The organism is Saccharopolyspora antiqui (assembly GCF_052246905.1).
Classification (GTDB): Bacteria; Actinomycetota; Actinomycetes; order Mycobacteriales; family Pseudonocardiaceae; genus Saccharopolyspora.
Genome location: NZ_JBQQBO010000002.1, coordinates 181,709 through 206,293, shown reverse-complemented (window position 1 = coordinate 206,293; position 24,585 = coordinate 181,709). Strand labels below are relative to the sequence as shown.

Genomic DNA, 24,585 nt, shown 5'->3' with positions numbered 1-24,585 from the left:
CGCTCAGCGGCGGCGCGACTTCCGGTCTTCCTTGACGTGGCCCTTGAAGGTACGGGTCGGGGCGAATTCGCCCAGCTTGTGCCCGACCATCGACTCGGTGACGAACACCGGGACGTGCTTGCGGCCGTCGTGCACCGCGAAGGTGTGGCCCAGCATGTCCGGGATGATCGTGGACCGGCGGGACCAAGTCTTGATCACGGTCTTCTTGCCCGACTCGTTGAGCGCGTCCACCTTCTTGAGCAGGTGGTCGTCCACGAACGGGCCCTTCTTCAGGCTGCGTGGCATGTTTGCTTACCTCCCTGCTCAGCGCTTCTTGCCGGTACGGCGACGGCGGACGATGAGCTTGTCACTGGGCTTGCTGCGGCGGGTGCGGCCTTCCGGCTTGCCCTTCGGGTTGACCGGGTGACGACCACCCGAGGTCTTGCCCTCACCACCACCGTGCGGGTGGTCAACCGGGTTCATCACGACACCGCGGACGGTCGGGCGCTTGCCCTTCCACCGCATCCGGCCCGCCTTGCCCCAGTTGATGTTGGCGTGCTCGGAGTTTCCGACCTCGCCGACGGTGGCCCGGCACCGCGCGTCCACGTTGCGGATTTCGCCCGAGGGCATCCGCAGCTGGGCGTACGGGCCGTCCTTGGCCACCAGCTGGACCCGGGCACCGGCGGACCGCGCGATCTTGGCGCCGCCACCGGGGCGGAGCTCGATCGCGTGGATCACGGTGCCGGTCGGGATGTTGCGCAGCGGCAGGTTGTTACCCGGCTTGATGTCCGCACGCGCACCGCTCTCGATCGGGTCGCCCTGCTTGATGTTGTTCGGCGCGATGATGTAGCGCTTCTCGCCATCGGCGTAGTGCAGGAGCGCGATCCGAGCACTGCGGTTCGGGTCGTACTCGATGTGCGCGACCTTGGCCGGCACACCGTCCTTGTCGTTGCGGCGGAAGTCGATCACTCGGTAAGCCCGCTTGTGACCGCCACCCTTGTGCCGCGTGGTGATCTTGCCCTGAGCGTTGCGGCCCGCCTTCTTGTTCAGCGGACGCACCAACGACTTCTCCGGCTCCGTCCGGGTGATCTCGGCGAAGTCGGACACGCTCGCGCCGCGACGGCCCGGCGTCGTCGGCTTGTACTTGCGAATGCCCATTGTTAACGCAACCTCGTCCTAATCAGCACCGTCAGGCGGCCGGTCCGCCGAAGATCTCGATCGGCTTGCTCTCCGGCGAAAGGGTGACGATCGCCCGCTTCGTGTTCTTGCGCTTGCCGAAGCCGGTGCGGCTCCGCTTGCGCTTGCCCTGGCGGTTGATCGTGTTGACGTTGGTCACCTTGACGTCGAAGATCTTCTCGATCGCGATCTTGATCTCGGTCTTGTTCGAGCGCGGGTCCACCAGGAACGTGTACTGGCTCTGTTCCAGCAGCCCGTAGCTCTTCTCGGAGATCACCGGCGCAAGGATGATGTCTCGCGGGTCGGCGCTCACTGCTCTGCCTCCTCAGTGCTCTGCGGGACACCCGCACCCGGTCGGCTTACATGAGCGCAAAGGCGCAGAGTGTCGCTCATGACGCCTCCTCAGAAGAAGACGCGGCGGCCTTGACCGACCGGCCCTTGACGGGGCCTGCGACGAAACGCTCGAACGCAGCCTTGGTGAACACCACGTCATCGCTGTTGAGCACGTCGTAGGTGTTCAGCTGGCCCGGGTCGATCAGGTGCACGTTCTGCAGGTTCCGCAGGCTCAGCCACGAGTTCTCCTCCTCGTGGCGGTTGAGCACCACCAGAACCTTCTTCGCCTCGGTCCAGTTGCGCAGCGCGGTCTTGGCCTGCTTGGTGGACGGCTGCTCGCCGCCGACCACGCCGGTGACCACGTGCAGCTGACCGGCGCGAACCCGGTCGGAGAGGGCACCGCGCAGCGCGGCGACCTTCATCTTCTTCGGGGTCCGCTGCGAGTAGTCCCGCGGCTGCGGCCCGTGCACCACGCCACCGCCGGTGAACTGCGGGGCCCTGATGGAGCCCTGCCGGGCGTTGCCGGTGCCCTTCTGCCGGTACGGCTTCTTGCCGCCGCCGGAGACCATGCCGCGCGTCTTGGTGGCGTGCGTGCCCTGTCGAGCGGCGGCCAGCTGGGCCACCACGACCTGGTGCATCAGCGCCACGTTCGCCTGCGCGTCGAAGATCTCGGCGGGCAGCTCGACGGTGCCGTCGGTCTTGCCGTCCGGGGTTCGGACGTCGAGCGTCAGGCTCATCACGCACCACCCTTCGCGGGACTCTTGACCAGGACCAGGCCGCCCTTCGGGCCGGGCACGGCGCCCTTGATCAGCAGCAGGCCGGACTCCGACTCCACCTTGTGAACCTTCAGGTTCTGGGTGGTGACGCGGTCCGAGCCCATGCGACCGGCCATCCGCATGCCCTTGAACACCCGACCGGGGGTCGCGCAGCCGCCGATGGAACCCGGCTTGCGGTGCACCGCCTGGGTACCGTGGCTGGCGCCCTGGCTGCGGAAGCCGTGCCGCTTGATGGTGCCCGCGAAGCCCTTGCCCTTGCTGGTGCCGACCACGTCGACCACCGCGCCCGCCTCGAAGACGTCCGCGCCGATCTCCTGGCCCAGCTCGTACTCACCGGCATCCGCGGTGCGCAGCTCCACGACGTGGCGGCGCGGGGTGACGCCGGCCTTGGCGAAGTGGCCGCCGCGCGGCTTGTTCACCTTGCGCGGGTCGATGGCGCCGAACGCCAGCTGCACGGCCGAGTAGCCGTCCTTTTCGGGGGTCCGAATCTGGGTGACCACGTTCGGCCCGGCCTGCACGACCGTCACCGGGACCACCCGGTTCAGGTCGTCGAAGACCTGGGTCATGCCGAGCTTGGTGCCCAGAATCCCCTTGATCTGCCTGTCAGACATTGGTCTCGTTCTCTCCAGCTAACTCGTCGCCGTGCCTACTGGATGTTCACGTCGACGCTGGCCGGCAGGTCGATGCGCATCAGCGCGTCGACCGTCTTCGGCGTCGGTTCGAGGATGTCGATGAGCCGCTTGTGCGTCCGCATCTCGAAGTGCTCCCGCGAGTCCTTGTACTTGTGCGGGGAGCGGATGACGCAGTAGACGTTCTTCTCCGTGGGCAGCGGCACCGGCCCAACGACCCGAGCGCCGGTGCGCGTCACGGTCTCGACGATCTTGCGCGCGGACGCGTCGATCGCCTCGTGGTCGTAGGCCTTGAGCCGGATGCGGATCTTCTGTCCCGCCATAGTGGCTTGCCGTTCCTCTAGTCTCGTGCCGCGGTTTCGTCTTGGGTGCGGGTGCACCGCACCCTCGCGGGCGGTGGTCCCCACGCGGCCTCAGCCTGGTGCCGCCCCCGGTTCCCGGGAGGCGCCACAGCTCTCAGTCCGCCCCTGTTCAGGTATCTGGTGCCCGGTACCCGCGGTCGGGCGTGTCGCCCGGCTACCGCATACCGGTCCCCTCGAACGTCGCCGATGGGGTGGGCCTTGCGGCCCGTACACCTTCTAGTGCCCTGTTCGGTCCGCTACCGGCGAACCGGCGGCGTCAACACCGTCTGCGAACAGTCGGCGAACCAGAACAAGGGCGCGAGGCCCTCGCAGCAAGGCGGCCGGAGCTTCGAACTTCTCGAATTCGGTCCGTTCAAAACCCGGCCGCCCTGAACGAGCAACCCATACAGGATGACATACCCGTTTAGCCAGCCCAAATCGGGGGTGGTTTTTCCGGGATGGGCATCGGCCGGACGCGAAGAGGGCCCGCCCCTGAAGATCAGAGGCGGGCCCTCGCCACGTCACTTGATGATCTTGGTGACGCGACCGGCACCGACGGTGCGGCCACCCTCGCGGATCGCGAAGCGCAGACCTTCGTCCATCGCGATCGGCTGGATCAGCTGCACCGACATCTCGGTGTTGTCGCCCGGCATGACCATCTCGGTGCCCTCCGGGAGGGTCACCACACCGGTCACGTCGGTGGTCCGGAAGTAGAACTGCGGACGGTAGTTGTTGAAGAACGGCGTGTGCCGACCACCCTCGTCCTTGGACAGGATGTAGACCTGCGCCTCGAAATCGGTGTGCGGGGTGGTGGTGCCGGGCTTCACGACGACCATGCCGCGCTCCACCTCTTCGCGCTTGACGCCGCGAATCAGCAGACCGACGTTGTCACCCGCCTGGCCCTCGTCGAGCAGCTTGCGGAACATCTCGACACCGGTGACGGTGGTCTTGATGGCCTTCTCCTTGATGCCGACCATCTCCACCTCCTCGTTCACCTTGATCACACCGCGCTCGATGCGGCCGGTGACCACGGTGCCGCGGCCGGTGATGGAGAAGACGTCCTCGATGGGCATCAGGAACGGCTTCTCGATCTCGCGGACCGGCTCCGGGACGTTCTCGTCCACGGCGTCCATCAGCTCGATGATCTTGGCGCCCCACTCGGCGTCGCCCTCCAGCGCCTTCAGCGCCGAAACGCGGACGACCGGCACGTCGTCACCCGGGAACTCCTGGGCCGACAGCAGCTCGCGGACCTCCATCTCGACGAGTTCGAGGATTTCCTCGTCGTCGACCATGTCGGCCTTGTTCAGCGCGACCAGGATGTAGGGCACACCGACCTGGCGGGCCAGCAGCACGTGCTCGCGGGTCTGCGGCATCGGGCCGTCGGTCGCCGCGACCACCAGGATCGCGCCGTCCATCTGCGCGGCACCGGTGATCATGTTCTTCACGTAGTCGGCGTGACCGGGGGCGTCAACGTGGGCGTAGTGACGCTTCTCGGTCTGGTACTCGACGTGCGCGATCTGGATCGTGATACCGCGCTCTTTTTCCTCCGGTGCCTTGTCGATCTCGTCGAACGGCGTGAACGGGTTCAGCTCCGGGTACTTGTCGTGCAGCACCTTGGTGATGGCCGCCGTGAGCGTGGTCTTGCCGTGGTCAACGTGACCGATGGTCCCGATGTTGACGTGCGGCTTGTCCCTCTCGAACTTCGCCTTCGCCACTGGATTGTCCTCCTGGACTTGTTAACTTTCCGCCGTACGACTTGTTGTGCCAGGCGGAGTCCTGTCGGGTAGGCGACGAGCGGGCCCCGATCCCGAAAGAGCACTGCCCTGGCGGGCGGCCCGTCCATCGCCAAATTGGAGGGGATTGCTCCCCGGTCGCCTTCGCGAGGCGTTGCCTCGTGCTCGGTCTCGGGTTGCCCCGAGACCGAGCAGCAGGTCACTCGCCCGTTGCCTTGGCGATGATCTCCTTAGCCACGTTCGCCGGAACCTCGGCGTAGGAGTCGAACACCATCGAGTAGTTGGCTCGTCCCTGGGTCCTGGACCGCAGGTCGCCGACATACCCGAACATCTCCGACAGCGGCACGAGAGCCTTGACGACGCGGGTACCGCTGCGCTCCTCCATGGCCTGGATCTGACCACGGCGGGAGTTCAAGTCGCCGATGACATCGCCCATGTAGTCCTCGGGCGTGGTCACCTCGACCGCCATCAACGGTTCGAGCAGCACCGGACTCGCCTTGGCGGCGGCCTCCTTGAGCGCCATCGAACCCGCGACCTTGAAGGCCATTTCCGAGGAGTCGACCTCGTGGTACTGGCCATCGAGCAAGGTCACCTGCACACCGACCAGCGGATAGCCGGCCAGCACGCCGTACTGCATGGCATCCTGCGCGCCCTGGTCCACCGACGGGATGTACTCCCGCGGGATTCGCCCACCGGTGACCTTGTTCACGAACTCGTAGGTCGCGCTGTCGGACGTCTGCTCGATCGGCGCGAGCCCGATGATCACGCGCGCGAACTGACCGGAACCACCGGTCTGCTTCTTGTGCGTGTACTCGTACTTGTCGATCGTCCGACGGATCGTCTCGCGGTAGGCCACCTGCGGCTTACCGATGTTCGCCTCGACCTTGAAGTCGCTCTTCATCCGGTTGACGAGGACTTCGAGGTGCAGCTCACCCATGCCGCCGATGATGGTCTGCCCGGTCTCGTCGTCGAGGTGGACCTTGAAGGTCGGGTCCTCTTCGGCGAGCTTCTGGATGGCCGTGGACAGCTTCTCCTGGTCGGCCTTCGTCCTGGGCTCGATGGCCACCTCGATGACCGGCTCCGGGAAGGTCATCGACTCCAGCACGATCGGGTTCGCCGGGTCGCACAGGGTGTCACCGGTCGTGGTGTCCTTCAGGCCGATCACCGCGTAGATGTGGCCCGCCTGGATCTCGTCGACCGGGTTCTCCTTGTTGGAGTGCATCTGGAACATCTTCCCGATGCGTTCCTTGCGCTCCTTGGTCGAGTTGATGACCTGGGTGCCCGCGGCCACCTTGCCGGAGTAGACCCGGACGTAGGTGAGCTTGCCGAAGAACGGGTGCACGGCGATCTTGGACACCAGCGCGGCGAACGGCTCGTCGACGCTGGGCTTGCGCTCGGCCGGGGTCTCGCCGTCGGGCAGCAGGCCCTGCACCGGCGGGACGTCCAGCGGCGAGGGCAGGTAGTCCACCACCGCGTCCAGCATGGGCTGCACGCCCTTGTTCTTGAACGCGGTACCGCACAGCACCGGGAAGGCCTCGCGGTTGATGGTGAGCTTGCGGATACCGGCCTTGATCTGCTCCTCGGTCAGCTCCTCGCCGCCGAAGTAGGCCTCCATCAGCTCTTCATCGGATTCCGCGACCGCCTCGATCAGCTTCTCGCGGTACTCCGCGGCCCGGTCGGCGAGATCGGCTGGGATTTCCTCGACCTCGTAGTCCTCGCCCTTCTTGACGTCACCGCGCCAGGTCAGCGCCTTCATCCGGACCAGGTCGACGACGCCCTGGAAGTCGGACTCGGAGCCGATCGGCAGCTGCAGCACCAGCGGCCGGGCGTGGAGGCGATCTTCGATCGTCCGGACCGTGTAGTAGAAGTCCGCGCCCAGCTTGTCCATCTTGTTGACGAAGCAGATGCGCGGCACGTCGTACTTGTCCGCCTGACGCCAGACCTGCTCGGACTGCGGTTCGACACCTTCCTTGCCATCGAACACCGCGACCGCGCCGTCCAGGACGCGCAGCGACCGCTCCACCTCGACCGTGAAGTCGACGTGGCCAGGGGTGTCGATGATGTTGATCTGGGTGTCGCCCCAGAAGGTCGTGGTAGCAGCCGAGGTGATGGTGATACCCCGCTTCTGCTCCTCTTCCATCCAGTCCATCGTCGCGGCGCCGTCGTGCACCTCGCCGATCTTGTACGTGATCCCGGTGTAGAAGAGGATCCGCTCGGTCGTGGTGGTCTTGCCCGCATCGATGTGGGCCATGATGCCGATGTTTCGGACCTTGGTCAGGTCAGTCAGCACGTCGCGTGCCACGAGTTTCTTCCCCGTTCCCTAACAGCAGGTGCAAGTCCTACAGACAGGTGCAAGCTGTCGAATCGGTGCGCCGAGGCGGGCAAGAGCCGAACCCCGACGTCACCAGCGGTAGTGCGCGAAGGCCTTGTTGGACTCCGCCATCTTGTGCGTGTCTTCACGCTTCTTGACGCTCGCGCCGAGACCGTTGCTCGCGTCCAGCAGTTCGTTCATCAAGCGCTCGACCATGGTCTTCTCGCGACGCTGCCGCGAGTAGCTGACCAGCCAACGCAGCGCGAGGGTGGTGGAGCGACCCGCGCGCACCTCGATCGGCACCTGGTAGGTCGCGCCACCGACGCGGCGGCTGCGGACCTCCAGGGTGGGCTTCACGTTGTCCAGGGCACGCTTGAGCGTGACGACCGGGTCGGTGCCGGTCTTCTCCCGACAGCCTTCCAACGCCGCGTAAACGATCCGCTCGGCCAGCGAACGCTTGCCGTCCACGAGGACCTTGTTCACCAGCTGCGTGACCAGTGGCGAGCCGTACACGGGATCAGCGTGCAGCGGCCGCTTCGGGGCCGGACCCTTGCGGGGCATCAGCTCTTCTCCTTCTTCGCGCCGTAGCGGCTGCGAGCCTGCTTGCGGTTCTTCACACCCTGGGTGTCAGCGGAACCGCGGATGATCTTGTAGCGCACGCCGGGGAGGTCCTTCACACGGCCGCCACGAACGAGCACGATCGAGTGCTCCTGCAGGTTGTGGCCCTCACCCGGGATGTAGGCCGTGACCTCGATACCGCTGGTCAGCTTGACACGGGCGACCTTGCGCAGTGCCGAGTTGGGCTTCTTCGGGGTGGTGGTGTACACGCGGGTGCACACGCCACGCCGCTGCGGGCTCCCCTTGAGCGCCGCGGTCTTGGTCTTCGCGACCTTGTCCTGGCGGCCCTTACGGACCAGCTGCTGGATGGTGGGCATGGACCGGCTTTCTGTCAGCGTTCGCGTCTTCTGGTACTCGACCAAGCGGCGCTCGTTCGAGCTTCGGCGTGCCCTGGCGTCGAGCACCTGTCAGGCACTGTGTTTTCGGACTCCCCCCGCACCACGAGGTCGGGCGTGTCGCCCGCTCCTCGGCCTTTCGGCGCCGATGCGCCCAATGGGAACGACCCCAGTGGGTTGCTGAGAGGAGTTCCGCACATCCCCGGCGCTGACGCGGCCGACCGGCCAGGTCACGCACGGGCATGCGGATCGACCCGATTGGTGTCGGGTCCGATAAACAAAGATACCTGCCCCGTTCTCAGAGGGTCAAAACGGGGTCCCTCTTGACCTGCTCGATCACCGGGCGCTACCGGCGCGCCTCTTCGCGTGCGAGCTCACGTCATCCTTGCTCGACACTCTACCCATGCTGACAAGGCCTTCCCGCCAAGCGAGATCGATCACACCGCGGGCGGCGCCACGACCCACCGCAGGTGACCGATCGGCTGCCGGGCGCCGGATGCGGCCGTGCTCGCGGCGCGGCGGGCGCGGATCACCACGAGTCGAGGACCTCCTGCGCCGGGATCCACGAGTGCTCGTCATCGGTGATGACCGTCGCGGTGACCTCGATCCGGGTGCCCAGCGCCGTGCAGTTCAGCTGGGCAGCGCGGCCGCTACCGCGTCCTGCAGCGCGCGGATCAGGTCGTGCAGCTGCACCGACCGGTCGGGCACCTGGCCGAACGCGGCGGGCGCCGGGAACTGCGGGGGCACCGGGCGGGCGTCCTCCTGCTGCTCGACGAACACTGCGGTCACCTGGTCGAACGGGATCAATTCCGGGCTGCCGTCGACCTGCACCGCGCCGTCCCGCAGCGCCAGCGGTCGCCGCTGCTCGCCGTCGATCACGCCGACCGTCCCGGCGATGGGCGCGCCGAGGATCACTGGCTCTCCCCCTCGAACGTCTCGGTGTAGACGACGCCGTTGATCCGCCGGGGCGCGGGTTTGGGCGCCGGGAACTCCGCGATGCGCTCGTCGGCCGCGGCCCGCAGCGCGGGCTCCGGCGCGGCCGACCAATGTGGACGGGCCGGGTAGCGCTCGTTCCAGTCCTCGTCGGTCGGCGGCTCGATCGCGGACTTCCCGGGTTGGAACGCCCCCCGGCCGAACTCGGCGACGCAGTCCAGCGCCATCCGCTCGACCACCTCGCGCAGTTCCAGCTCGGCCAGCCAGTCGACCGGCAGGGCACCGACGCCCAGCAGCGCGCCGACGATGTTGCCGCAGATCGCGCCGGTCGAGTCGCTGTCCCCGTCGTGGTGCACGGCGATCCGCAGCGCGAGCTCGACGTCCGCACCGCCGACCAGCGCCGCGCACACCGCGATGGCCAGCGCCTCCTCACCGACCCAGCCGCCGCCGAGCGTGCTGGCGATCTGCTGCGGCGTCGGCACGCCCGCCTCGGCGAGGTCCACGGCGGTCTTCAGCATCGCGCTGGTTTCCTCGTGGTCCTCCCAGGTTTCCAGCACCTGCAAGGCCAACCACACCCCGTCGTCGAGGCTGCGGCCCAGCAACGCCTGCTGGACGATCACCGCGAGCGCGCCAGCCGAGTGGTAACCGGCGGGGTGGCTGTGGGTCAGCGCGGCGGTGCGCGCCGCGAGCCGGAACACCTCGGCCGGATCGGTGGAGTACAGCGCGACGGGGGCGGCCCGCATCACGCCGCCGCAGCCCTTGGAGTCGTTGATCCGCTCGGTGAACGAACCGGCCGGGTAGCCGTCGGCGAAGCGGGTCAGCGCGCGGAACACGGTCTTGCCGGGGGCGCGGGTCCGGAACAGGCCGGGCACCTCGATCAGCCAACCGTCCGGCGTCGGGTAGTCGGCGAGGAACAGCCCGGCGGCGCCCTCCCAATCGACGCCCTGGGTGTGCAGCCATCGCTGGTAGGCCAACTGGATCTCGGGCAGCGGGTCGTCGGCACCGAGCATCCGCTGGGCGACGCTGCCGCGGACCAGTCCTTCGGCGGTGAACAGCGTCATCTGGGTGTCGTCGGTGATCGCCCCGCGCACGCCGTAGGCCTCGCGCAGGCCGCTCGGGCCGTCGGGGCCGAAGCGCGTGGTGATCTCGTCGGCGCTGATGAACTCCAGGTCCGCGCCGAGGGCGTCGCCGAGAGCGCCGCCGAGGAAGCAGCCCAGCACCCGTTCAGTCAGCGATGGGGCGCCGTCGCCGGGCCCGTCGGCCTTGGCGTGTTCGCCGCGGACGATCGGCGGCACCACCGGGGCCGGTTCCAACGACATCGGCTCGGTCGCGGCTGCCAACGCTTCGGCCGCTGCTGGGATCTCTGCCGGTTCTGCGCTGGTCCCGGGCCATTCGTCGGCATTCGACGGCTCGGTCGCGGCGATGTCTTCGGGCGGGAAGCTGTCGGTGATCTCCGGCACGACGACGTCCGGCTGGTCGGTTTCGCCGGGCTCCAACCGTTCGACATCGGTGCTGGCCGGGTCGTCGAACTCGACGGCGACGTCTTCCGGCGCCGGGTCGAACTCGGCCGGTTCGAGGTCGATCGGGCTACGCGGCGGCGGCTCCAGGTCGACGGGTTCGCGCTCCGGCATCGGCTGCACCGGGGGTCGCGAGTGCGGAAGCGGGTCGGCGTCCGCTTCCGCGATCACAACCGGCGGCTCGATGTCGAGGAGCTCGTCCGGGAACGCGGCCGATACCGGTTCCTCGACGACGAACTCCTGTGGTGCAGCGGCATTTTCGGCCACCTCGGCGGTCTCTTCGGCGACCGGTTCGGCGTCGATGTCGTCCGGCTCTGGCTCTACCAGCGGCGGCTCCACCAGCGGCGGCTGCGCCATCGACACCTGCGGTTCCGGGACTGCCAACTCCGGCTCAGAAGCGGCATCCCCGGGCTGCACCCAGTCCGGCTCGACCGGTAGCGGGGCCGGTCGTGCCCATTCCGGCTCGAACGCCGCCTGCTGGTCCGGGTCCGGCGAAGCGTCGATCGCCGGGAAGACCGCGGTGGTCTCGGCCGACCGCAGCACCGGCACCGGGATGGGGCCGGTGCTCGACGGATCGGTGACCTCGAAAGCCACCGGCTCCGAAGGGGTTTCGGCGCGCGCCGCCGGGAACGTCGGGCCTCCGACGCCGTGCGGCGGGGTTTCGTCGACGCGATCCGGTGCCAGTTCGGCGTCGATGACCGGCAGCACCATGGTCTGCTCCGCGGAGCCTTCGACGGTGTTCGGCGTGCCGCCGGTGAGTTCGCGCGAACCGCCGAACTGCCGGGCGTTGGGCACGTAGCGCTGCATCCACTGCGGCGGTTCCGGGGGCGCGAAGGCAACGGTTGCGTCCTGGCAGAGCGTCTGGATGATCTCGGTGAGTTCGAGTTCGTCGAGCCACTGCGCGGGAATCCCGCCCGGCCCGTAGATCGCCCCGGCGAGGTGCCCGGCCAGCGCTCCGGTCACGGCGCTGTCGCTGGAGTGGTTGACCGCCATGATCACGGCGTCGGTGAAGTTGTTGGTGGCGGCGACCGCGGCCAATGCGATCCCCAGGTCGCCGGGTCCGCCGCGGGTGTCGAACGCGATGTCCAGTTGGGCGGGGCTCGGCCGACGTCCGCCGTTGGTGGCGAACATCGCCGCGTGCGCGGTGCGCAGCGCGCCGTTCGGCGAAGCGCTGCTGGTGAAGGCGCGGTGCGCCTGCCACGCTTCGACGGCTGCCCACAACCCGTGTCCGAGCAGGAGTTGGGCGAGCACATCGGCGTGCAGTTCGGTCGCGGTGACGGTGCCGCTGTCCTTGGTCAACAGCGCCGCGGTCGTTCTGGCCTCCAGATCGACGATGCTGAGGTCGGGACTCCACAGTCCCAACGGCGCGGCCCACACGATGCAGTCGCTCAAGCCGGTGGGGATGGGTGCTTCGGACGAGGACTGGTAGGTCTCCGGGAAGGCCGGGCGGTGCACCAGGTCGCCGAGGCCGAAAAGCGCGGCACCGCCGGGATTTCGGGTGGAGTACAGCTCCGGGCGCTGCAACAGCCAGCCGGTCGGCTCGCTCGGTGCGTACTTGGACATCGCGTAGGCCCACGGCACGCCCTGGGTGTGCAGCCAGGCGAGGTGGTTCGCCTCGACCGCCTGCACCGCCGAGCTCTCACCCATCGCCTTGGCGCGTAACAGGGCTTCGAGGGTGAACACCGTCAGCTGGGTCAGATCGGTCACCGCGCCGCGCCGACCGTAGACCGGCAGGTAGTCGATGACGCCCCGCGGCCCGAACCACTGCTGGATCTCGGCGGTGGTCATGTTGCGAACGCCAGCGCCGAGCGCATCCCCGACCGCTCCGCCGAGCATCGCGCCGCGGAATCGGTCGGCCCAGGTCAGCTGCGGCGAGCCCGGTTGAGCGTCGGTCATCGCGATGTCTCCCTCGTGGTCACCAGGCTGGGTAGCGCCGGGTCCAATCCGGATCGGTCGGCGGTCCGGGGCTGAACTCGGCCAGCGCGTCCTTGGCCAACGTCTCGACAAGTTCGCGCAGTTCCAGGGTTGCCAGCCACTCCGGCGGAATGGCCCGCGTCCCGTACAGCGCCCCCGCAATGTTGCCGCACACGATCCCGGTGGAGTCCGAGTCCCCCGAATGATTCACCGACAACAGCAGCGCATCCCGCATGTTGTCGGTGGTCAGCACGGTGTGGAGACCGATCGCGAGCGCTTCCTGCCCGACCCAGCCCTCGCCGAGGGTGTCGATACCGATCCCGGTGCCCCATCCGGCGTCACCGGTACCCGCGGTCAGCGGCCCCGGCCCCGGCCCCGTCCGGATTCTGCTTCTGCTGCGAGACGAGCGGATTGGTCATCCCTCGATACCGCCGACCATCGAGCTGTTGTCGTCATCGACGGACTGGTAGTCCTCGGCGACCCCGCGCACGTTGTCGGCGACCTCCCACATCGCCTCCACCGCTTTCCGCAGCGTCTCGACGCCGTGCTGCTCCACCGGATCGATCATCCAGGCGAACGGTCGGCACAGGATGCCGTAGGCGTCGTTGTTCAGCGAAACCTGTTGTGATGCGCGCACGGCGACGTCCAGCCGGTCCACCACACCGTCCACTTTGGATGCGGTGCTCAGCCGTACCGCTGGCAGCATTGCCGCACGGCTTTCCTCCCGATCTTGTCCTGCGGCGGGAACGGTACCAATCGAGCGCGCGAGGCCGGTCCGGATTTCTCACATCGCGACGATCACGGGGAGTCAGCGGCCGAACTCGGATCCCAGCCGCGCGCGGCTTTCCGGCCGGGACCATCCCCGCAGCACTGATCGTCGCGAGTAGTAATGACCGCTCCTACAAGCGATCACCACTCGCGAATCGTCGCTGATCACGGGATGGCAGGCCGAAAAGCCGCCGCGCGGCGCAACGGATCAGCGTCGCGGGAAACCGCGGTGGGCGGTGACGCCGAGCCGGTTCCAGGCGTTGATCGCCGTCGCGGCCCACACGAGGACGCCGAGCTGCTCCTCGGTGAACGCCTCGGCGGCGTCGTCCCAGACGTCGTCGGGAATTCCGTCCGGCAGGTTCGTGATGGCCTCGGTCAACGCCAGGGCGGACTGCTCCTGCTCGGAGTAGAGGTCCGTCTCCCGCCAGGCGGCCAGCAGGTCGAGCCGCTGCTCGCTCAGCCCCAGCTTCCGCGCGTCCCTGGAGTGCATGTCCAGGCAGAACGCGCAGCCGTTGAGCTGGGACGCCCGGATCTTGACCAACTCCCGGAGTTCGGGGGCCAGCCCCACCCGGTCGGACTCCTCGGCGACGGTCTGCTCAAGCGCGAACATGGCGCTGCTGGCCGCCGAACTGATCTTGTGCAGGTCGATGCGCATACCACTCATACCCCCGAACGTACGAGCAACCGGACCACTGGAATGGTCCAGTTTTCACCTGATTTGCTGGTCCAGTTGGCTCCGCTTCCGCCAGGAGCCGCCAGCTCGGTTCGCCCGGTCGAGACTGCCCGATTTTGCCCGAATCCGGCGCCGGCCGCCGCGCCGCGACCTGGCCCGAAGTCCGGGTACGCGCACCTGGGACGGCGGTAGGGTCGATGGCTGTGACAGTTGGATGGTCCACTTCGTTGGACCTGCACCTGGACTGGGTGGGCCGACCCGACAGCCGCAAGCTGGCCGAGGCGCTGCGCACCGCGATCCGCGACGGTCGCCTCCCAGCAGGCAGCCGGATCCCGTCCACCCGCGCACTGGCGCAGGACCTCGGTGTCGCCCGCGGCACGGTGACCCGCGCCTACAACCAGCTGGTCACCGAGGGCTTCCTGCTGGCCCGCCAGGGTGCTGCGACCACCGTCGCCGAACGGCTGGCGAGCCCGCACCCGGTGACCGCCCCGCCCCGCCCGCAGACCCCCGCGGCGCGCTGGGACTTCCGGCCCGGCCGACCGGACCTCAGCTCGTTCCCCCGCCGGGACTGGCTGGCCGCCAGCCGCCGCGCCCTGCAGACGACCCCGCCCGGCGACCTCGACTACGGCGATCCGCAGGGTCACCCGGCGCTGCGCGAGGCCCTCGCCGACTACCTCGCGCGGGTGCGCGCGGTGGCCACCGCACCGGAGCGGATCATCATCTGCAACGGCTACACGCAAGCGTTGTCGCTGCTCAGCAAGGCCCTGCACGACCAGGGGCTGGATGTGATCGACTTCGAGGACCCGTCCCTGCCGCACCTGCGCGACATCCCCGCCAGGCTCGGCGTGGCGGTCCGGGGCGTCCCGGTGGACTGCGAGGGCATCGACGTCGCGCAGCAGCACAGCCGGGCCGTGGTCGTCACCCCGGCGCACCAGTTCCCGCTCGGCATCACCATGAGCTCGGCGCGCCGGATGGAACTCGTCCAGCTCGCCAAGGCCGAGGACCGGCTGATCATCGAGGACGACTACGACGGTGAGTTCCGCTTCGACCGCCAGCCCATCGGCTCGCTGCAGGGCATGGCGCCCAACCACATCGCCTACGCGGGCACGGCCAGCAAGACGCTCGCACCTGCCCTGCGGCTCGCGTGGCTGGCGTTGCCGCCGCAACTGGTGGAGCCGGTGCGCACGCTCAAGGAGCACAGCGGACTGCACGCCCCGCTGTTCGAACAGCTGGCCATGGCGGAGCTGATCCGCTCGGGCGCCTACGATCAACACGTCCGCCGATCGCGCGCGGTGTACCGGAGGCGACGGGAGTTGCTCCGCGATGCGCTGGGCAGCATGCGCGCGAACCACCGGCCCTACCCGGCCGGGATCTCGGCGGGACTGCACATCACCCTGCAGCTCGACCCGGAGGGACCGACGGAGCGAGAAGTTCTGGTTCGGGCGCGGAAGCACTCGGTGGAACTAGAGGTGCTCGGGCCGTACTGGACCGTGCCCGGCGAGCACCCGCCCGGCGTGGTCATCGGCTACGCCGCACCCGCGGAGCACGCCTTCCGCCCCGCGCTGGAAGCATTGGTCACCGTTCTGCAGCGGTGACCCGATCGGGCAGCATGTCCGCACACCACTGGGGAACACCTGTTCTATTCTGGTTCCCCCCGCCGCGACACACAGGAGACAGAGTTGACCGAAGAACAGACCAACACCGAGCAGACCGACCCGCAGGTCGAGCAGCCGGAGGCCACCGCCGACGACGAGGCGGCCGAGGCAGCGCCGAAGAAGCCGCGAGCCCGCAAGCAGAGCACCGCGAAGAAGACCCGCACGATCGAGCTCACGCTGACGGTCACCGGCACCGCCGACGGCGAGTGGCAGGCCGATCTGATGCACGCCGGCAAGCGCGTCGTGCAAAGCCTGCCGGTTGCGGCGGCCGCGGTTTCCAAGGCCGCCGCTGAGCTGCACCAGGACATCTCCAGCACCATCGAAAGCGTGCTGAGCGCGGCCCGTGAGCAGCACGAGGCGAAGCTCGCCGAACTGGAAGCGGAGGTCGAGCGGGTCCGCAAGGCGCTCGCCGAGCTCGAAAGCTAGGACCGGTTTCACCAGCGGCGCAACCACGCGGGCCAGCAGTTGGGCGCAGCGGCTGCGCCGCTGCGAAACCAACACCGGAAACCCGAGATTTCGCTGCTCGCAAGCCCTTTGGGGCGGCAGGTGCGCCAGCACGGGCCGGGGCATGCCGTGTCGGCCCCTCGACGACACGGCATGCCCGCCCCAGTCCTGACCTGGTCGACGCCGACCGCATTACTCCGCAGTAGCTGCGCAGTGCGAGACTTCCAGATCCACCGGGAGTACCGCAACTCCCGTACCGGCCGGTCGCCCAATTCCGTTGTCGCGCCGCCCGAAGTGCCTTTCGGCGAGCTCCAGCGATCGTTCCAACCAGCGCACCGCCAAGCAGACGACCGGCAATTCGACGTTCTGGCCGATTGCGCGAACCGGATTCCCGATGGCCCATCGAGGACTCCACAGCGCATTTCGAACGGAATTCGCACATCACTCGTTCGGCCCACTGGCGATGACCAGCGATTACGCGAGAGTCGTCAAAGGTTGCGCCAACTCTGCGATTTTTCCGGTACCGGCCCCATTAGGCCTCTTGATCAGCGATCATCCTCGATCAGAACCAATCAGCACTGCGCCGAGGAGGCGAGCCATGCCAGCGGATCTGGATGATCTGCAACGCAAGTTGGAGGCGCTGAAGGAAGCCGGTCGCCGCGCCGAAGAGCGGATGGGCGACTTCGGCCGAATGCGCGAGCAGATCAGCGAGCTGCAGGCCACCGCCACTTCCGCCGACCGCTCGGTGACCGTGACCGCCAGCCCCGGCGGGGTCACCGGAATCCAGTTCACCCAGGACGCGCTGCGCCAGTCGCCCGCGCAACTGTCCAGCACGGTGCTGAGCACCCTGCAGCAGGCGGTCGCCGAGGCCGCTCGCAAGCAGGCCGAGATCGTGCAGGAATACGTGCCGGAAAGCAATGTCCGCGAACGCGTCCTGCGCACCCAGGACGAACTGTTCGGCGCGCCGACCAATCAGCCGCAGGCCGACCCGGCCGACGACGATGACTTCCCGGATTCCTTCCTCGACGGCGGGAGATGACGATGTCCGGCTACAAAGCGTCCGCCGACGCGATCATGCGTTGCGGCGGCAACGTCGACCGCATGAACGCCGACGCGAAGTCCATCAAGGACAAGGCCGCGGCAGCCGAAGTGCCCGAGGTCTCCTGGGGTCTGCTCGGCCTGGCCACCACCTACAGCTCCTACCGCGATCTGCTGGAGAAGTTCGAGCAGCACCTCGACGAAATGGCCGAAGGTCTGAGCAAAGCGGGCGCGGACCTGACCGCGTGCGGCAAGGAATACCAGGACTCCGACCAGTCGATAGCCGACATGTTCATCAAGATGTTCGGCGACCTGGCCAAGGGCACTGGCGACAGCCGCAGCGGTGGGGGAGGCGGTTCCTGGTGACCACCAACGCGGAAGCGATCAGCGAGAACAGCGCGCTCAACCCGACCGCTTCGCCGGTCGACGGCTCGGCGTTCGGCAAGTTGCCGTTCGTAAAGGACATCGTCAGCGCGAGCGACCACGCCGGGCAGGGCGATGTCGAGGCGCTCAAGGGCGACATCGAGAGCTACCTGTCCAGCGCGACGAGTTTCGCGTTGGACCCGATGAGCTTCCTCATCGGCACCGGCGTCGAGTTCGTAATCAACTTCGTGGCTCCGGTGCGGGACGCGATCCAACTCGTCACCGGCGACAGCGAGGCACTGGCCAAAGGTGCGGAGGCATTCGCCGGGGTGCAGGGCGAAATCAACCAGCTGGCCGAGAACCTGACGAACACCCTGGACTCCGAACTCGTCGACTGGGACGGCGAGGCGGCCGACGCGCTGCGCAAGAAGATGGCCAAGTTCATCGAGGGCGTGCAGGCGACCGGCGGCCAGGCCAACAACCTCTCCCAACTGCTGCAGATGAGCGGCACCATGATGGAGGCGGCCGAGGGCGTCATCAAGGGCATCCTCGCCGACTTCCTGACCTGGGCCATCACCACCTGGATCACCGCAACGGCAACCGCTGGCCCGACCTTCGGCGGTTCGATCGCCGCGGCCACCGCGGTGACCACCGCCGAAGCGGGCATCACCTGCGCCCGAGCCGCCCAGCAGATCCAGAAGATCACGGCGATCATCGACAAGATCATGAAGGTGATCACCATCATCAAGATGATCATCGACGCGATCCGGATCTACGAGAGCGTCCAGCAGATCACCGACGGCAAGCCGGGCGGCGACGGCGGCAAGAGCCTCGCCGACATCGGCAGCACGGTCCTCGGCGGTTCGAAGAAGGAACTCGGCGATGGCAAGGGAATCGCCGACCAGGTCGCGAAGGGCAATCTCGAAAAGGCCAAGGAGGACGGCTACACCGTCGACGGCGACGGCGATCTCGCCAAGGTCAACGCGGACGGCTCCCACACGAAGGTCGACAGCAACGGCGACCCCATCGTGGATCCGCGCACCGGACAGACCAGCACCAGCCAACCCGCCGACCCGAGCTACGGGAAGAAGGAAGTCGGCATGTCGGTGCTCAACAACGTCGCCAGCAGCACCGGCTCGGCAGCGGACGCCCTGGAGAAGCAAGCCCAGGAAGGCGGCTTCACCGAAGTCCCACCAGACGAAACGATCAGCGGCAACCTCAACTGGTAAACCACCCGACCTGGTGATGAGTGAAGGGCACCTTTGACCGAGTAAGCCGGTCAAAGGTGCCCTTCACCTCGAAAAGATCAGCTGAACGGGACCTGTAGTTGGGGTAGTGGGGTGTGTTGGCGGTCTGCTTCGGCGGCGATTGGGTCCTGGTAGGCCGCCGGGGGAATCCAGCGCAGGATTTCTTGGGCGATGCCGAAGAGGCTGTCTAGCACTGCGGTGTCCTCGAAGTTGCGGCCGCACCAGACGATGACCTTGCGGCCCGAGAGCCGGAAGTAGACCTTGCCCAGGGTGGTGTTGGGTGCGGGGCCCAGTCCTCCGCCGTAGAGCCACTGGGTCCGCTCCAGGGTCACCACCGAGCGCACGAATTCCGGCGGGGCTCCCGAGACGTGGTAGCAGTGCAACGCGGCCGGTCCGACGTCCACCGCCTCGCCCTGGAAGACGTCCCTGGACCTGTTGAAGTTGAACAGGTCCAGGACGTCGTCGATCTTGTCGCGCTTCTCGTCCACCACCAGCTCCGGAACCGGCGACGGCAACTCCAGGACCACCGCGCCGCAGGTCGACACCTTCTCGTTGGTGGTCGACGTGCTCACGTACATCTCCGTGCTGGCCGAGTAGTGCGAACCGGTCGAGCTGGAGTGCTTCGAGGTGAAGTCGATGTGCACCGCCATCGCGGGCATTGCCTGGTACAGCCCCGACAACAGGATCGGCACGGACTTGCGCCGGTACCGGTGGAAAGGCGCACCCGGCAACTGCTCCAGCACCTCGTCGGGCACGTTCCACGCAACCCGCCACCCGAGCCGCCGCGCCCACTCGACCACCGGAACACCCAACGGCTGTCCAGGCTGGTTCATCCCCACCTCCGATCATCGCCGCACACGCTAGCCGCTCAACCACCCGTCACGAAACAAAACGACATCGCCGACTACCGCTTTCAACGGATCAATGCGGAGCGCAACTCGCGACCGGAGTGCGGGGGTAAGCATGCGCGATCTTTAAACTCCCGATGCCTCGGGCTCGTCTTGAGGAGCTAGCTGAGTACTACGAGACGCACTCCGCCGCGGACGAACCCGACTCGGAAGACGGCGAGTGGATCAACCGTCAAATCGGAAAATCATCCGAGCAGCCGCCGAAGAAGCAGGCATGACCAGATCGGGGGACTTCCGGCCGAGGCGCTGCTCGGTACGTTGAAAACCATGCCCAGCAACGATTTTCCAGCGGGGTACTACGCTCGGATGCACGTGGTGGTCGACCGGACCGGTCCCGCCATCCGTCGCACCCTGAGCGAAACGGATCCCGAGAGCGGTTTCGAGTTCGAGCGCGAATTCCACCAGGCGATGGCGGAATCCGACGACGACTTCGACCTGAACCGCGTCCAGCAGGTCGTCGACCGCTGGTGGCCTGTCGCATGCCTCGCCGCCAATCCAGCTCCCTACGTCAACGAGGTGCACGAACGCATCAAGAACGGCGACGAATCGGTCTTCTCCGGAGCGTGGCGCCCCCAACCCGACGGCACCAACCACGTCTACCGCAGGGATCCCGACGGGAACTGGGTCTTCTCCCACGTGCTGGAGAAGAGTGCTCGCTGATGCCGACCTACGAAGTTCGGTGGCTCACCGAAGCTGAACGGGAATGGGACGCGTTGCCTGATGCGGTCCGCGTCGCCCTCAAAACTGCTGTTGAACGGATTCAGGAAGATCCGAGAGCCCACGGCACGTACAACAAGCGGTACGACCAGTACTCAGCCACATTCGATTACGGCGTCATCCAGTACGCAGTCGTTGACCACGTATTGAGGATCATCGTGCTCCGCATCGTCGGCGTGTATTGACGAGAACGGAAAAGGGCCCCTGTCCGGAGGAGTCGGACAGGGGCCCTTTGGTCAACTTCAGCGGTAGTCGCGACCGAAGTCGTAGTCGTCCAGCGGGACGGCCGCACCGGTGCCGGTGCCGAACACATCCGGGGTGTAGTAGCTGTCGTCGTAGGACGGGATCGCGTATGCCGCGGCCCGCGCCTCCTCCGTCGGCTGCACCTGGATGTTGCGGTACCGGTTGATGCCCGTACCAGCCGGGATCAACTTACCGATGATCACGTTCTCCTTCAGGCCGACCAGCTTGTCACTCGCGCCCTCGATCGCGGCGTTGGTGAGGATGCGGGTCGTCTCCTGGAAGGAGGCCGCCGACAGCCACGACTCGGTGGCCAGCGACGCCTTGGTGATGCCCATCAACACCGGACGGCCGGAAGCCGGGTCGCCGCCCTCGGCGACGACGCGGCGGTTCTCTGCCTCGAACTGCGAGCGCTCGACCGGCGAACCGGGCAGGAACTCGGTGGCACCCGAGTCGATGACGATGACCCGGCGCAGCATCTGCCGGACGATCACCTCGACGTGCTTGTCGTGGATGCCCACACCCTGCGAGCGGTACACCTCCTGCACTTCGCGCACCAGGTGCAGCTGGGCCTCGCGCGGGCCCATCACGCGCAGCACCTCGTGCGGGTCGACCGCGCCTTCCAGCAACTGCTGGCCGACCTCGACGTGGTCGCCGTCGGCGATCTGCCGCTCGGTGCCGTCGACCGAGATCGCCGCGAGCCGCTGCCGCTTGGACAGCTTGTCGTAGACGATCTCCTCGCCGCCGTCGTCCGGAATGATGGTGATCTTCCAGTAGCGGTCGTTGTCCTCCATCCGGATCCGGCCCGAGGTGTCGGCGATCGGCGCCTTGCCCTTCGGGACCCGCGCCTCGAACAGCTCCTGGACACGCGGCAGACCGGTGGTGATGTCGTCACCGGCGACACCGCCCTGGTGGAAGGTGCGCATCGTCAGCTGCGTACCCGGCTCACCGATCGACTGGGCGGCGACGATGCCGACGGCCTCGCCGACGTCCACCAGCTTGCCGGTGGCCATCGAGCGGCCGTAGCAGACCGCGCAGACCCCGACACCCGACTCGCAGGTCAGCACGCTGCGGACCTTGACCTTGGTGACGTTGGCGGCGAGCAGCTTCTCGATCGCCGGGTCACCCAGGTCCGAACCGCGGGCCAGCACGATGTTGCCGTCGGAGTCGGTGACGTCGTCGGCCGTGGTGCGGGCGTAGACGCTGGTCTCCACGTGCGCGTCGCGCAACAGCTTGCCATCGTCCAGCAGTTCCGCGATCGGCATCCGGATGCCGCGCTCGGTGCCGCAGTCGGTCTCGCGGACGATGACGTCCTGCGAGACGTCCACCAGACGACGGGTCAGGTAACCCGAGTCGGCGGTCCGCAGCGCGGTGTCGGCGAGACCCTTGCGGGCACCGTGGTTGGAGATGAAGTACTCCAGCACCGACAGGCCCTCGCGGAAGTTCGCCTTGATCGGACGCGGGATGTACTCACCCTTCGGGTTCGACACCAGACCGCGCATCCCGGCCAGCTGGACGACCTGGGTCATGTTGCCAGCGGCCCCGGACTTCACGATCATGCTGATCGAGTTGTCCTCCGGGAAGTTCGCCTCCATGGCCTCGGCGACCTCGTCCTTGGCGGCCGTCCAGACCTTGACCAGCTCCGCGTTGCGCTCCTGGTAGGACAGCGCACCGCGGCGGTACCGCTTCTCGACCTGGTCCGCCTTGGCTTCGTAGTTGTCCAGGATCTCGGTCTTGGCCGGTGGCACCACCACGTCGGTGATCGACACGGTCACCCCGGAACGGGTCGCCCAGTGGAAACCGGCGTCCTTGAGCTTGTCCAGGGTCTGCGCCACGGTGACCATCGGGTACCGCTCGGCCAGGTCGTTGACGATCGCGGCCTGCTTCTTCTTCGGCAGCAGGTCGTCGACGAACGGGTAGTCCTCGGGCAGCAGTTCGTTGAACCACACCCGACCCAGGGTGGTCTCGGCCAGCCACGGCTGACCGGGCTCCCAGCCCTCCGGCATCTGGGTCCTGTTCGGCACCACGTCGCGCAGCCGGATCTTGATCTTGGCCTGCAGGTCCAGCGCACCGCGGTCGAAGGACATGATGGCCTCGCCGACCGACGAGAACGCCAGCCCCTCGCCCTTGGCACCGTCCACCAGACGGGTCAGGTGGTACAGGCCGGTGACCATGTCCAGTCGCGGCATCGCCAGCGGCCGACCGGACGCGGGCGAGAGGATGTTGTTGCTGGACAGCATCAGGATCCGCGCCTCGGCCTGGGCCTCGGCCGACAGCGGCAGGTGCACCGCCATCTGGTCACCGTCGAAGTCCGCGTTGAACGCCTCGCAGACCAGCGGGTGCAGCTGGATCGCCTTGCCTTCCACCAGCTGCGGTTCGAAGGCCTGGATGCCGAGGCGGTGCAGCGTCGGAGCACGGTTGAGCAGCACCGGGTGCTCGGCGATGACCTCTTCCAGCACGTCCCACACCTGCGGGCGCTGGCGCTCCACCATCCGCTTCGCGGACTTGATGTTCTGCGCGTGGTTGAGGTCGACCAGCCGCTTCATGACGAACGGCTTGAACAGCTCGACCGCCATTTCCTTCGGCAGACCGCACTGGTGCAGCTTCAGCTGCGGGCCGACCACGATGACCGAACGGCCGGAGTAGTCGACGCGCTTGCCGAGCAGGTTCTGGCGGAACCGGCCCTGCTTGCCCTTGAGCAGGTCGGACAGCGACTTCAGCGGCCGGTTGCCCGGACCGGTGACCGGACGCCCGCGACGGCCGTTGTCGAACAGCGCGTCCACGGACTCCTGCAGCATCCGCTTCTCGTTGTTGACGATGATCTCGGGGGCTCCGAGGTCGATCAGTCGCTTGAGGCGGTTGTTGCGGTTGATCACCCGGCGGTACAGGTCGTTGAGGTCGGAGGTGGCGAACCGGCCACCGTCGAGCTGCACCATCGGCCGCAGGTCCGGCGGGATGACCGGCACGCAGTTGAGCACCATGCCGCTCGGGTCGTTGCCGGTGGCCTGGAAGGCCGCCACGACCTTGAGCCGCTTGAGCGCGCGCAGCTTCTTCTGGCCCTTGCCGCTGCGGATGGTCTCGCGCAGCAGCTCGGCCTCGGCACCGATGTCGAAGGTCGACAGCAGCGACTGGATGGCCTCCGCGCCCATGCCGCCGGTGAAGTACTCGGCGTAGCGGTCGTAGAGCTCGCGGTACAGGAGCTCGTCGGCGATCAGCTGACGGGGCTCCAGCTTGGTGAAGGTGTCCCAGATCTCGTCGAGCTTGTCGAGCTCCCGCTGCGCCCGGTCGCGCAGCTGCTTCATCTCGCGCTCGGCGCCTTCCTTGACCTTGCGGCGCTGGTCGCTCTTGGCGCCCTCGGCCTCCAACGCGGCCAGGTCGGCTTCGAGCTTCTGGGCTCGCGCCTCCAGGTCGGCGTCGCGCTGGTCGGCGACCCGCTTGCGCTCGACGCTGATCTCGCTCTCCAGCGTCGACAGGTCGTTGTGCCGCAGCTCGGTGTTCACCGAGGTGATCACGTAGGCGGCGAAGTAGATGATCTTTTCGAGGTCCTTCGGGGCCAGGTCGAGCAGGTAGCCCAGCCGGGACGGGACGCCCTTGAAGTACCAGATGTGCGTCACCGCGGCGGCGAGCTCGATGTGCCCCATCCGCTCACGGCGAACCTTGGCGCGGGTGACCTCGACACCACAGCGCTCGCAGATGATGCCCTTGAAGCGAACCCGCTTGTACTTACCGCAGTAGCACTCCCAGTCCCGGGTCGGGCCGAAGATCTTCTCGCAGAAGAGCCCGTCCTTCTCCGGCTTCAGGGTGCGGTAGTTGATGGTCTCTGGCTTCTTGACCTCGCCGAAGGACCACTGGCGGATGTCGTCGGCCGTGGCGAGACCGATGCGGAGTTCATCGAAGAAGTTGACGTCAAGCACGTCGGGTCTTCTCCCTTGATCGA

24 protein-coding genes are annotated in these 24,585 nt (G+C 67.4%); 7 read left to right on the top strand and 17 right to left on the bottom strand.

Going from position 1 to position 24,585, the window contains the following annotated elements; genetic code table 11:
- Nucleotides 1–3: 3 nt before the first annotated feature.
- From rpsS to ACTWQN_RS05365, 15 genes are all read right to left on the bottom strand, one after another.
- Nucleotides 4–285: a 30S ribosomal protein S19 gene (gene rpsS, locus ACTWQN_RS05435; protein ID WP_242181255.1), complete on the bottom strand. Its 282-nt coding sequence runs from the start codon at nt 283–285 to the stop codon at nt 4–6.
- An 18-nt stretch (nt 286–303) separates the two neighbouring features.
- Nucleotides 304–1,137, bottom strand: coding sequence for a 50S ribosomal protein L2 (gene rplB, locus ACTWQN_RS05430; RefSeq protein ID WP_443202205.1), 834 nt, complete (start codon nt 1,135–1,137; stop codon nt 304–306).
- 31 nt (nt 1,138–1,168) lie between these two features.
- A complete protein-coding gene (gene rplW, locus ACTWQN_RS05425) occupies nt 1,169–1,468 on the bottom strand; it encodes a 50S ribosomal protein L23 (protein WP_443202204.1) in 300 nt (99 codons plus the stop codon).
- Between the two features lie 76 nt (nt 1,469–1,544).
- Nucleotides 1,545–2,225, bottom strand: a complete 681-nt coding sequence (gene rplD / locus ACTWQN_RS05420) for a 50S ribosomal protein L4 (RefSeq protein WP_443202203.1) — start codon at nt 2,223–2,225, stop codon at nt 1,545–1,547.
- Nucleotides 2,225–2,875 (bottom strand): 50S ribosomal protein L3, encoded by a 651-nt coding sequence (gene rplC / locus ACTWQN_RS05415; protein ID WP_443202202.1) that lies wholly within the window; start codon nt 2,873–2,875, stop codon nt 2,225–2,227. Before rplC ends, rplD begins: the two co-directional genes overlap by 1 nt.
- 35 nt (nt 2,876–2,910) lie before the next feature.
- Entirely contained in the window at nt 2,911–3,216 is a 306-nt protein-coding gene (gene rpsJ, locus ACTWQN_RS05410; protein ID WP_009948626.1) for a 30S ribosomal protein S10, read from the bottom strand.
- A gap of 539 nt (nt 3,217–3,755) precedes the next feature.
- Entirely contained in the window at nt 3,756–4,949 is a 1,194-nt protein-coding gene (gene tuf / locus ACTWQN_RS05405) for an elongation factor Tu (protein ID WP_443202201.1), read from the bottom strand.
- Between the two features lie 217 nt (nt 4,950–5,166).
- A complete protein-coding gene (gene fusA, locus ACTWQN_RS05400; protein WP_443202200.1) occupies nt 5,167–7,269 on the bottom strand; it encodes an elongation factor G in 2,103 nt (700 codons plus the stop codon).
- 99 nt (nt 7,270–7,368) lie between these two features.
- Nucleotides 7,369–7,839: a 30S ribosomal protein S7 gene (gene rpsG / locus ACTWQN_RS05395; RefSeq protein ID WP_150067111.1), complete on the bottom strand. Its 471-nt coding sequence runs from the start codon at nt 7,837–7,839 to the stop codon at nt 7,369–7,371.
- The gene (rpsL, locus tag ACTWQN_RS05390; RefSeq protein ID WP_009948619.1) at nt 7,839–8,213 is read right to left on the bottom strand and encodes a 30S ribosomal protein S12; all 375 of its coding nucleotides are present in this window, start codon (nt 8,211–8,213) and stop codon (nt 7,839–7,841) included. The genes rpsG and rpsL overlap by 1 nt, the downstream gene beginning before the upstream one ends.
- 648 nt (nt 8,214–8,861) lie before the next feature.
- Complete coding sequence (locus ACTWQN_RS05385) at nt 8,862–9,146, bottom strand: hypothetical protein (protein WP_443202199.1); 285 nt, start codon at nt 9,144–9,146, stop codon at nt 8,862–8,864.
- Complete coding sequence (locus ACTWQN_RS05380) at nt 9,143–12,577, bottom strand: ADP-ribosylglycohydrolase family protein (RefSeq protein ID WP_443202198.1); 3,435 nt, start codon at nt 12,575–12,577, stop codon at nt 9,143–9,145. Before ACTWQN_RS05380 ends, ACTWQN_RS05385 begins: the two co-directional genes overlap by 4 nt.
- A 19-nt stretch (nt 12,578–12,596) precedes the next feature.
- Entirely contained in the window at nt 12,597–12,908 is a 312-nt protein-coding gene (locus ACTWQN_RS05375; protein ID WP_443202499.1) for an ADP-ribosylglycohydrolase family protein, read from the bottom strand.
- A gap of 102 nt (nt 12,909–13,010) precedes the next feature.
- Complete coding sequence (locus tag ACTWQN_RS05370) at nt 13,011–13,301, bottom strand: type VII secretion target (protein WP_443202197.1); 291 nt, start codon at nt 13,299–13,301, stop codon at nt 13,011–13,013.
- A 270-nt stretch (nt 13,302–13,571) separates the two neighbouring features.
- Nucleotides 13,572–14,027 (bottom strand): carboxymuconolactone decarboxylase family protein, encoded by a 456-nt coding sequence (locus ACTWQN_RS05365; protein WP_443202196.1) that lies wholly within the window; start codon nt 14,025–14,027, stop codon nt 13,572–13,574.
- 212 nt (nt 14,028–14,239) lie between these two features.
- Between ACTWQN_RS05365 and pdxR the strand changes: the two genes are divergently transcribed.
- The 5 genes from pdxR to ACTWQN_RS05340 all read left to right on the top strand — a co-directional run bounded on the left by pdxR (nt 14,240) and on the right by ACTWQN_RS05340 (nt 18,765).
- Nucleotides 14,240–15,631, top strand: a complete 1,392-nt coding sequence (gene pdxR, locus ACTWQN_RS05360) for a MocR-like pyridoxine biosynthesis transcription factor PdxR (RefSeq protein ID WP_443202498.1) — start codon at nt 14,240–14,242, stop codon at nt 15,629–15,631.
- A gap of 84 nt (nt 15,632–15,715) precedes the next feature.
- Nucleotides 15,716–16,117 (top strand): DUF6319 family protein, encoded by a 402-nt coding sequence (locus ACTWQN_RS05355; RefSeq protein ID WP_443202195.1) that lies wholly within the window; start codon nt 15,716–15,718, stop codon nt 16,115–16,117.
- Nucleotides 16,118–16,733: 616 nt separating this feature from the next.
- Nucleotides 16,734–17,174 (top strand): YbaB/EbfC family nucleoid-associated protein, encoded by a 441-nt coding sequence (locus ACTWQN_RS05350; protein WP_443202194.1) that lies wholly within the window; start codon nt 16,734–16,736, stop codon nt 17,172–17,174.
- A gap of 2 nt (nt 17,175–17,176) precedes the next feature.
- On the top strand, nt 17,177–17,539 hold the full coding sequence (locus ACTWQN_RS05345; RefSeq protein WP_443202193.1) for a hypothetical protein: 363 nt from the start codon (nt 17,177–17,179) through the stop codon (nt 17,537–17,539).
- Nucleotides 17,536–18,765 (top strand): WXG100 family type VII secretion target, encoded by a 1,230-nt coding sequence (locus ACTWQN_RS05340; protein ID WP_443202192.1) that lies wholly within the window; start codon nt 17,536–17,538, stop codon nt 18,763–18,765. Before ACTWQN_RS05345 ends, ACTWQN_RS05340 begins: the two co-directional genes overlap by 4 nt.
- Nucleotides 18,766–18,842: 77 nt before the next feature.
- Here ACTWQN_RS05340 and ACTWQN_RS05335 read toward each other — a convergent pair whose 3' ends face one another.
- On the bottom strand, nt 18,843–19,616 hold the full coding sequence (locus ACTWQN_RS05335; protein WP_443202191.1) for a hypothetical protein: 774 nt from the start codon (nt 19,614–19,616) through the stop codon (nt 18,843–18,845).
- Between the two features lie 342 nt (nt 19,617–19,958).
- Here ACTWQN_RS05335 and ACTWQN_RS05330 point away from each other — a divergent pair, with 342 nt between their 5' ends.
- Both ACTWQN_RS05330 and ACTWQN_RS05325 read left to right on the top strand, forming a co-directional pair.
- Nucleotides 19,959–20,351, top strand: a complete 393-nt coding sequence (locus ACTWQN_RS05330) for a DUF6247 family protein (protein ID WP_443202190.1) — start codon at nt 19,959–19,961, stop codon at nt 20,349–20,351.
- Nucleotides 20,351–20,593, top strand: a complete 243-nt coding sequence (locus ACTWQN_RS05325) for a type II toxin-antitoxin system RelE family toxin (RefSeq protein ID WP_443202189.1) — start codon at nt 20,351–20,353, stop codon at nt 20,591–20,593. The genes ACTWQN_RS05330 and ACTWQN_RS05325 overlap by 1 nt, the downstream gene beginning before the upstream one ends.
- Nucleotides 20,594–20,650: 57 nt before the next feature.
- Here ACTWQN_RS05325 and ACTWQN_RS05320 read toward each other — a convergent pair whose 3' ends face one another.
- Nucleotides 20,651–24,562 (bottom strand): DNA-directed RNA polymerase subunit beta', encoded by a 3,912-nt coding sequence (locus ACTWQN_RS05320; RefSeq protein ID WP_443202188.1) that lies wholly within the window; start codon nt 24,560–24,562, stop codon nt 20,651–20,653.
- Between the last annotated feature and the right edge of the window lie 23 nt (nt 24,563–24,585).

What these genes read in the sequence shown, in the direction of transcription:
- rpsS (WP_242181255.1), bottom strand. Translation starts at nt 285, where the DNA reads ATGCCACGCAGCCTGAAGAAGGGCCCGTTCGTGGACGACCACCTGCTC.
- rplB (WP_443202205.1), bottom strand. Translation starts at nt 1,137, where the DNA reads ATGGGCATTCGCAAGTACAAGCCGACGACGCCGGGCCGTCGCGGCGCG.
- rplD (WP_443202203.1), bottom strand. Translation starts at nt 2,225, where the DNA reads ATGAGCCTGACGCTCGACGTCCGAACCCCGGACGGCAAGACCGACGGC.
- rplC (WP_443202202.1), bottom strand. Translation starts at nt 2,875, where the DNA reads ATGTCTGACAGGCAGATCAAGGGGATTCTGGGCACCAAGCTCGGCATG.
- rpsJ (WP_009948626.1), bottom strand. Translation starts at nt 3,216, where the DNA reads ATGGCGGGACAGAAGATCCGCATCCGGCTCAAGGCCTACGACCACGAG.
- rpsG (WP_150067111.1), bottom strand. Translation starts at nt 7,839, where the DNA reads ATGCCCCGCAAGGGTCCGGCCCCGAAGCGGCCGCTGCACGCTGATCCC.
- rpsL (WP_009948619.1), bottom strand. Translation starts at nt 8,213, where the DNA reads ATGCCCACCATCCAGCAGCTGGTCCGTAAGGGCCGCCAGGACAAGGTC.
- ACTWQN_RS05380 (WP_443202198.1), bottom strand. Translation starts at nt 12,577, where the DNA reads ATGACCGACGCTCAACCGGGCTCGCCGCAGCTGACCTGGGCCGACCGA.
- ACTWQN_RS05370 (WP_443202197.1), bottom strand. Translation starts at nt 13,301, where the DNA reads ATGCTGCCAGCGGTACGGCTGAGCACCGCATCCAAAGTGGACGGTGTG.
- ACTWQN_RS05365 (WP_443202196.1), bottom strand. Translation starts at nt 14,027, where the DNA reads ATGAGTGGTATGCGCATCGACCTGCACAAGATCAGTTCGGCGGCCAGC.
- ACTWQN_RS05350 (WP_443202194.1), top strand. Translation starts at nt 16,734, where the DNA reads ATGCCAGCGGATCTGGATGATCTGCAACGCAAGTTGGAGGCGCTGAAG.
- ACTWQN_RS05345 (WP_443202193.1), top strand. Translation starts at nt 17,177, where the DNA reads ATGTCCGGCTACAAAGCGTCCGCCGACGCGATCATGCGTTGCGGCGGC.
- ACTWQN_RS05335 (WP_443202191.1), bottom strand. Translation starts at nt 19,616, where the DNA reads ATGAACCAGCCTGGACAGCCGTTGGGTGTTCCGGTGGTCGAGTGGGCG.
- ACTWQN_RS05330 (WP_443202190.1), top strand. Translation starts at nt 19,959, where the DNA reads ATGCCCAGCAACGATTTTCCAGCGGGGTACTACGCTCGGATGCACGTG.
- ACTWQN_RS05325 (WP_443202189.1), top strand. Translation starts at nt 20,351, where the DNA reads ATGCCGACCTACGAAGTTCGGTGGCTCACCGAAGCTGAACGGGAATGG.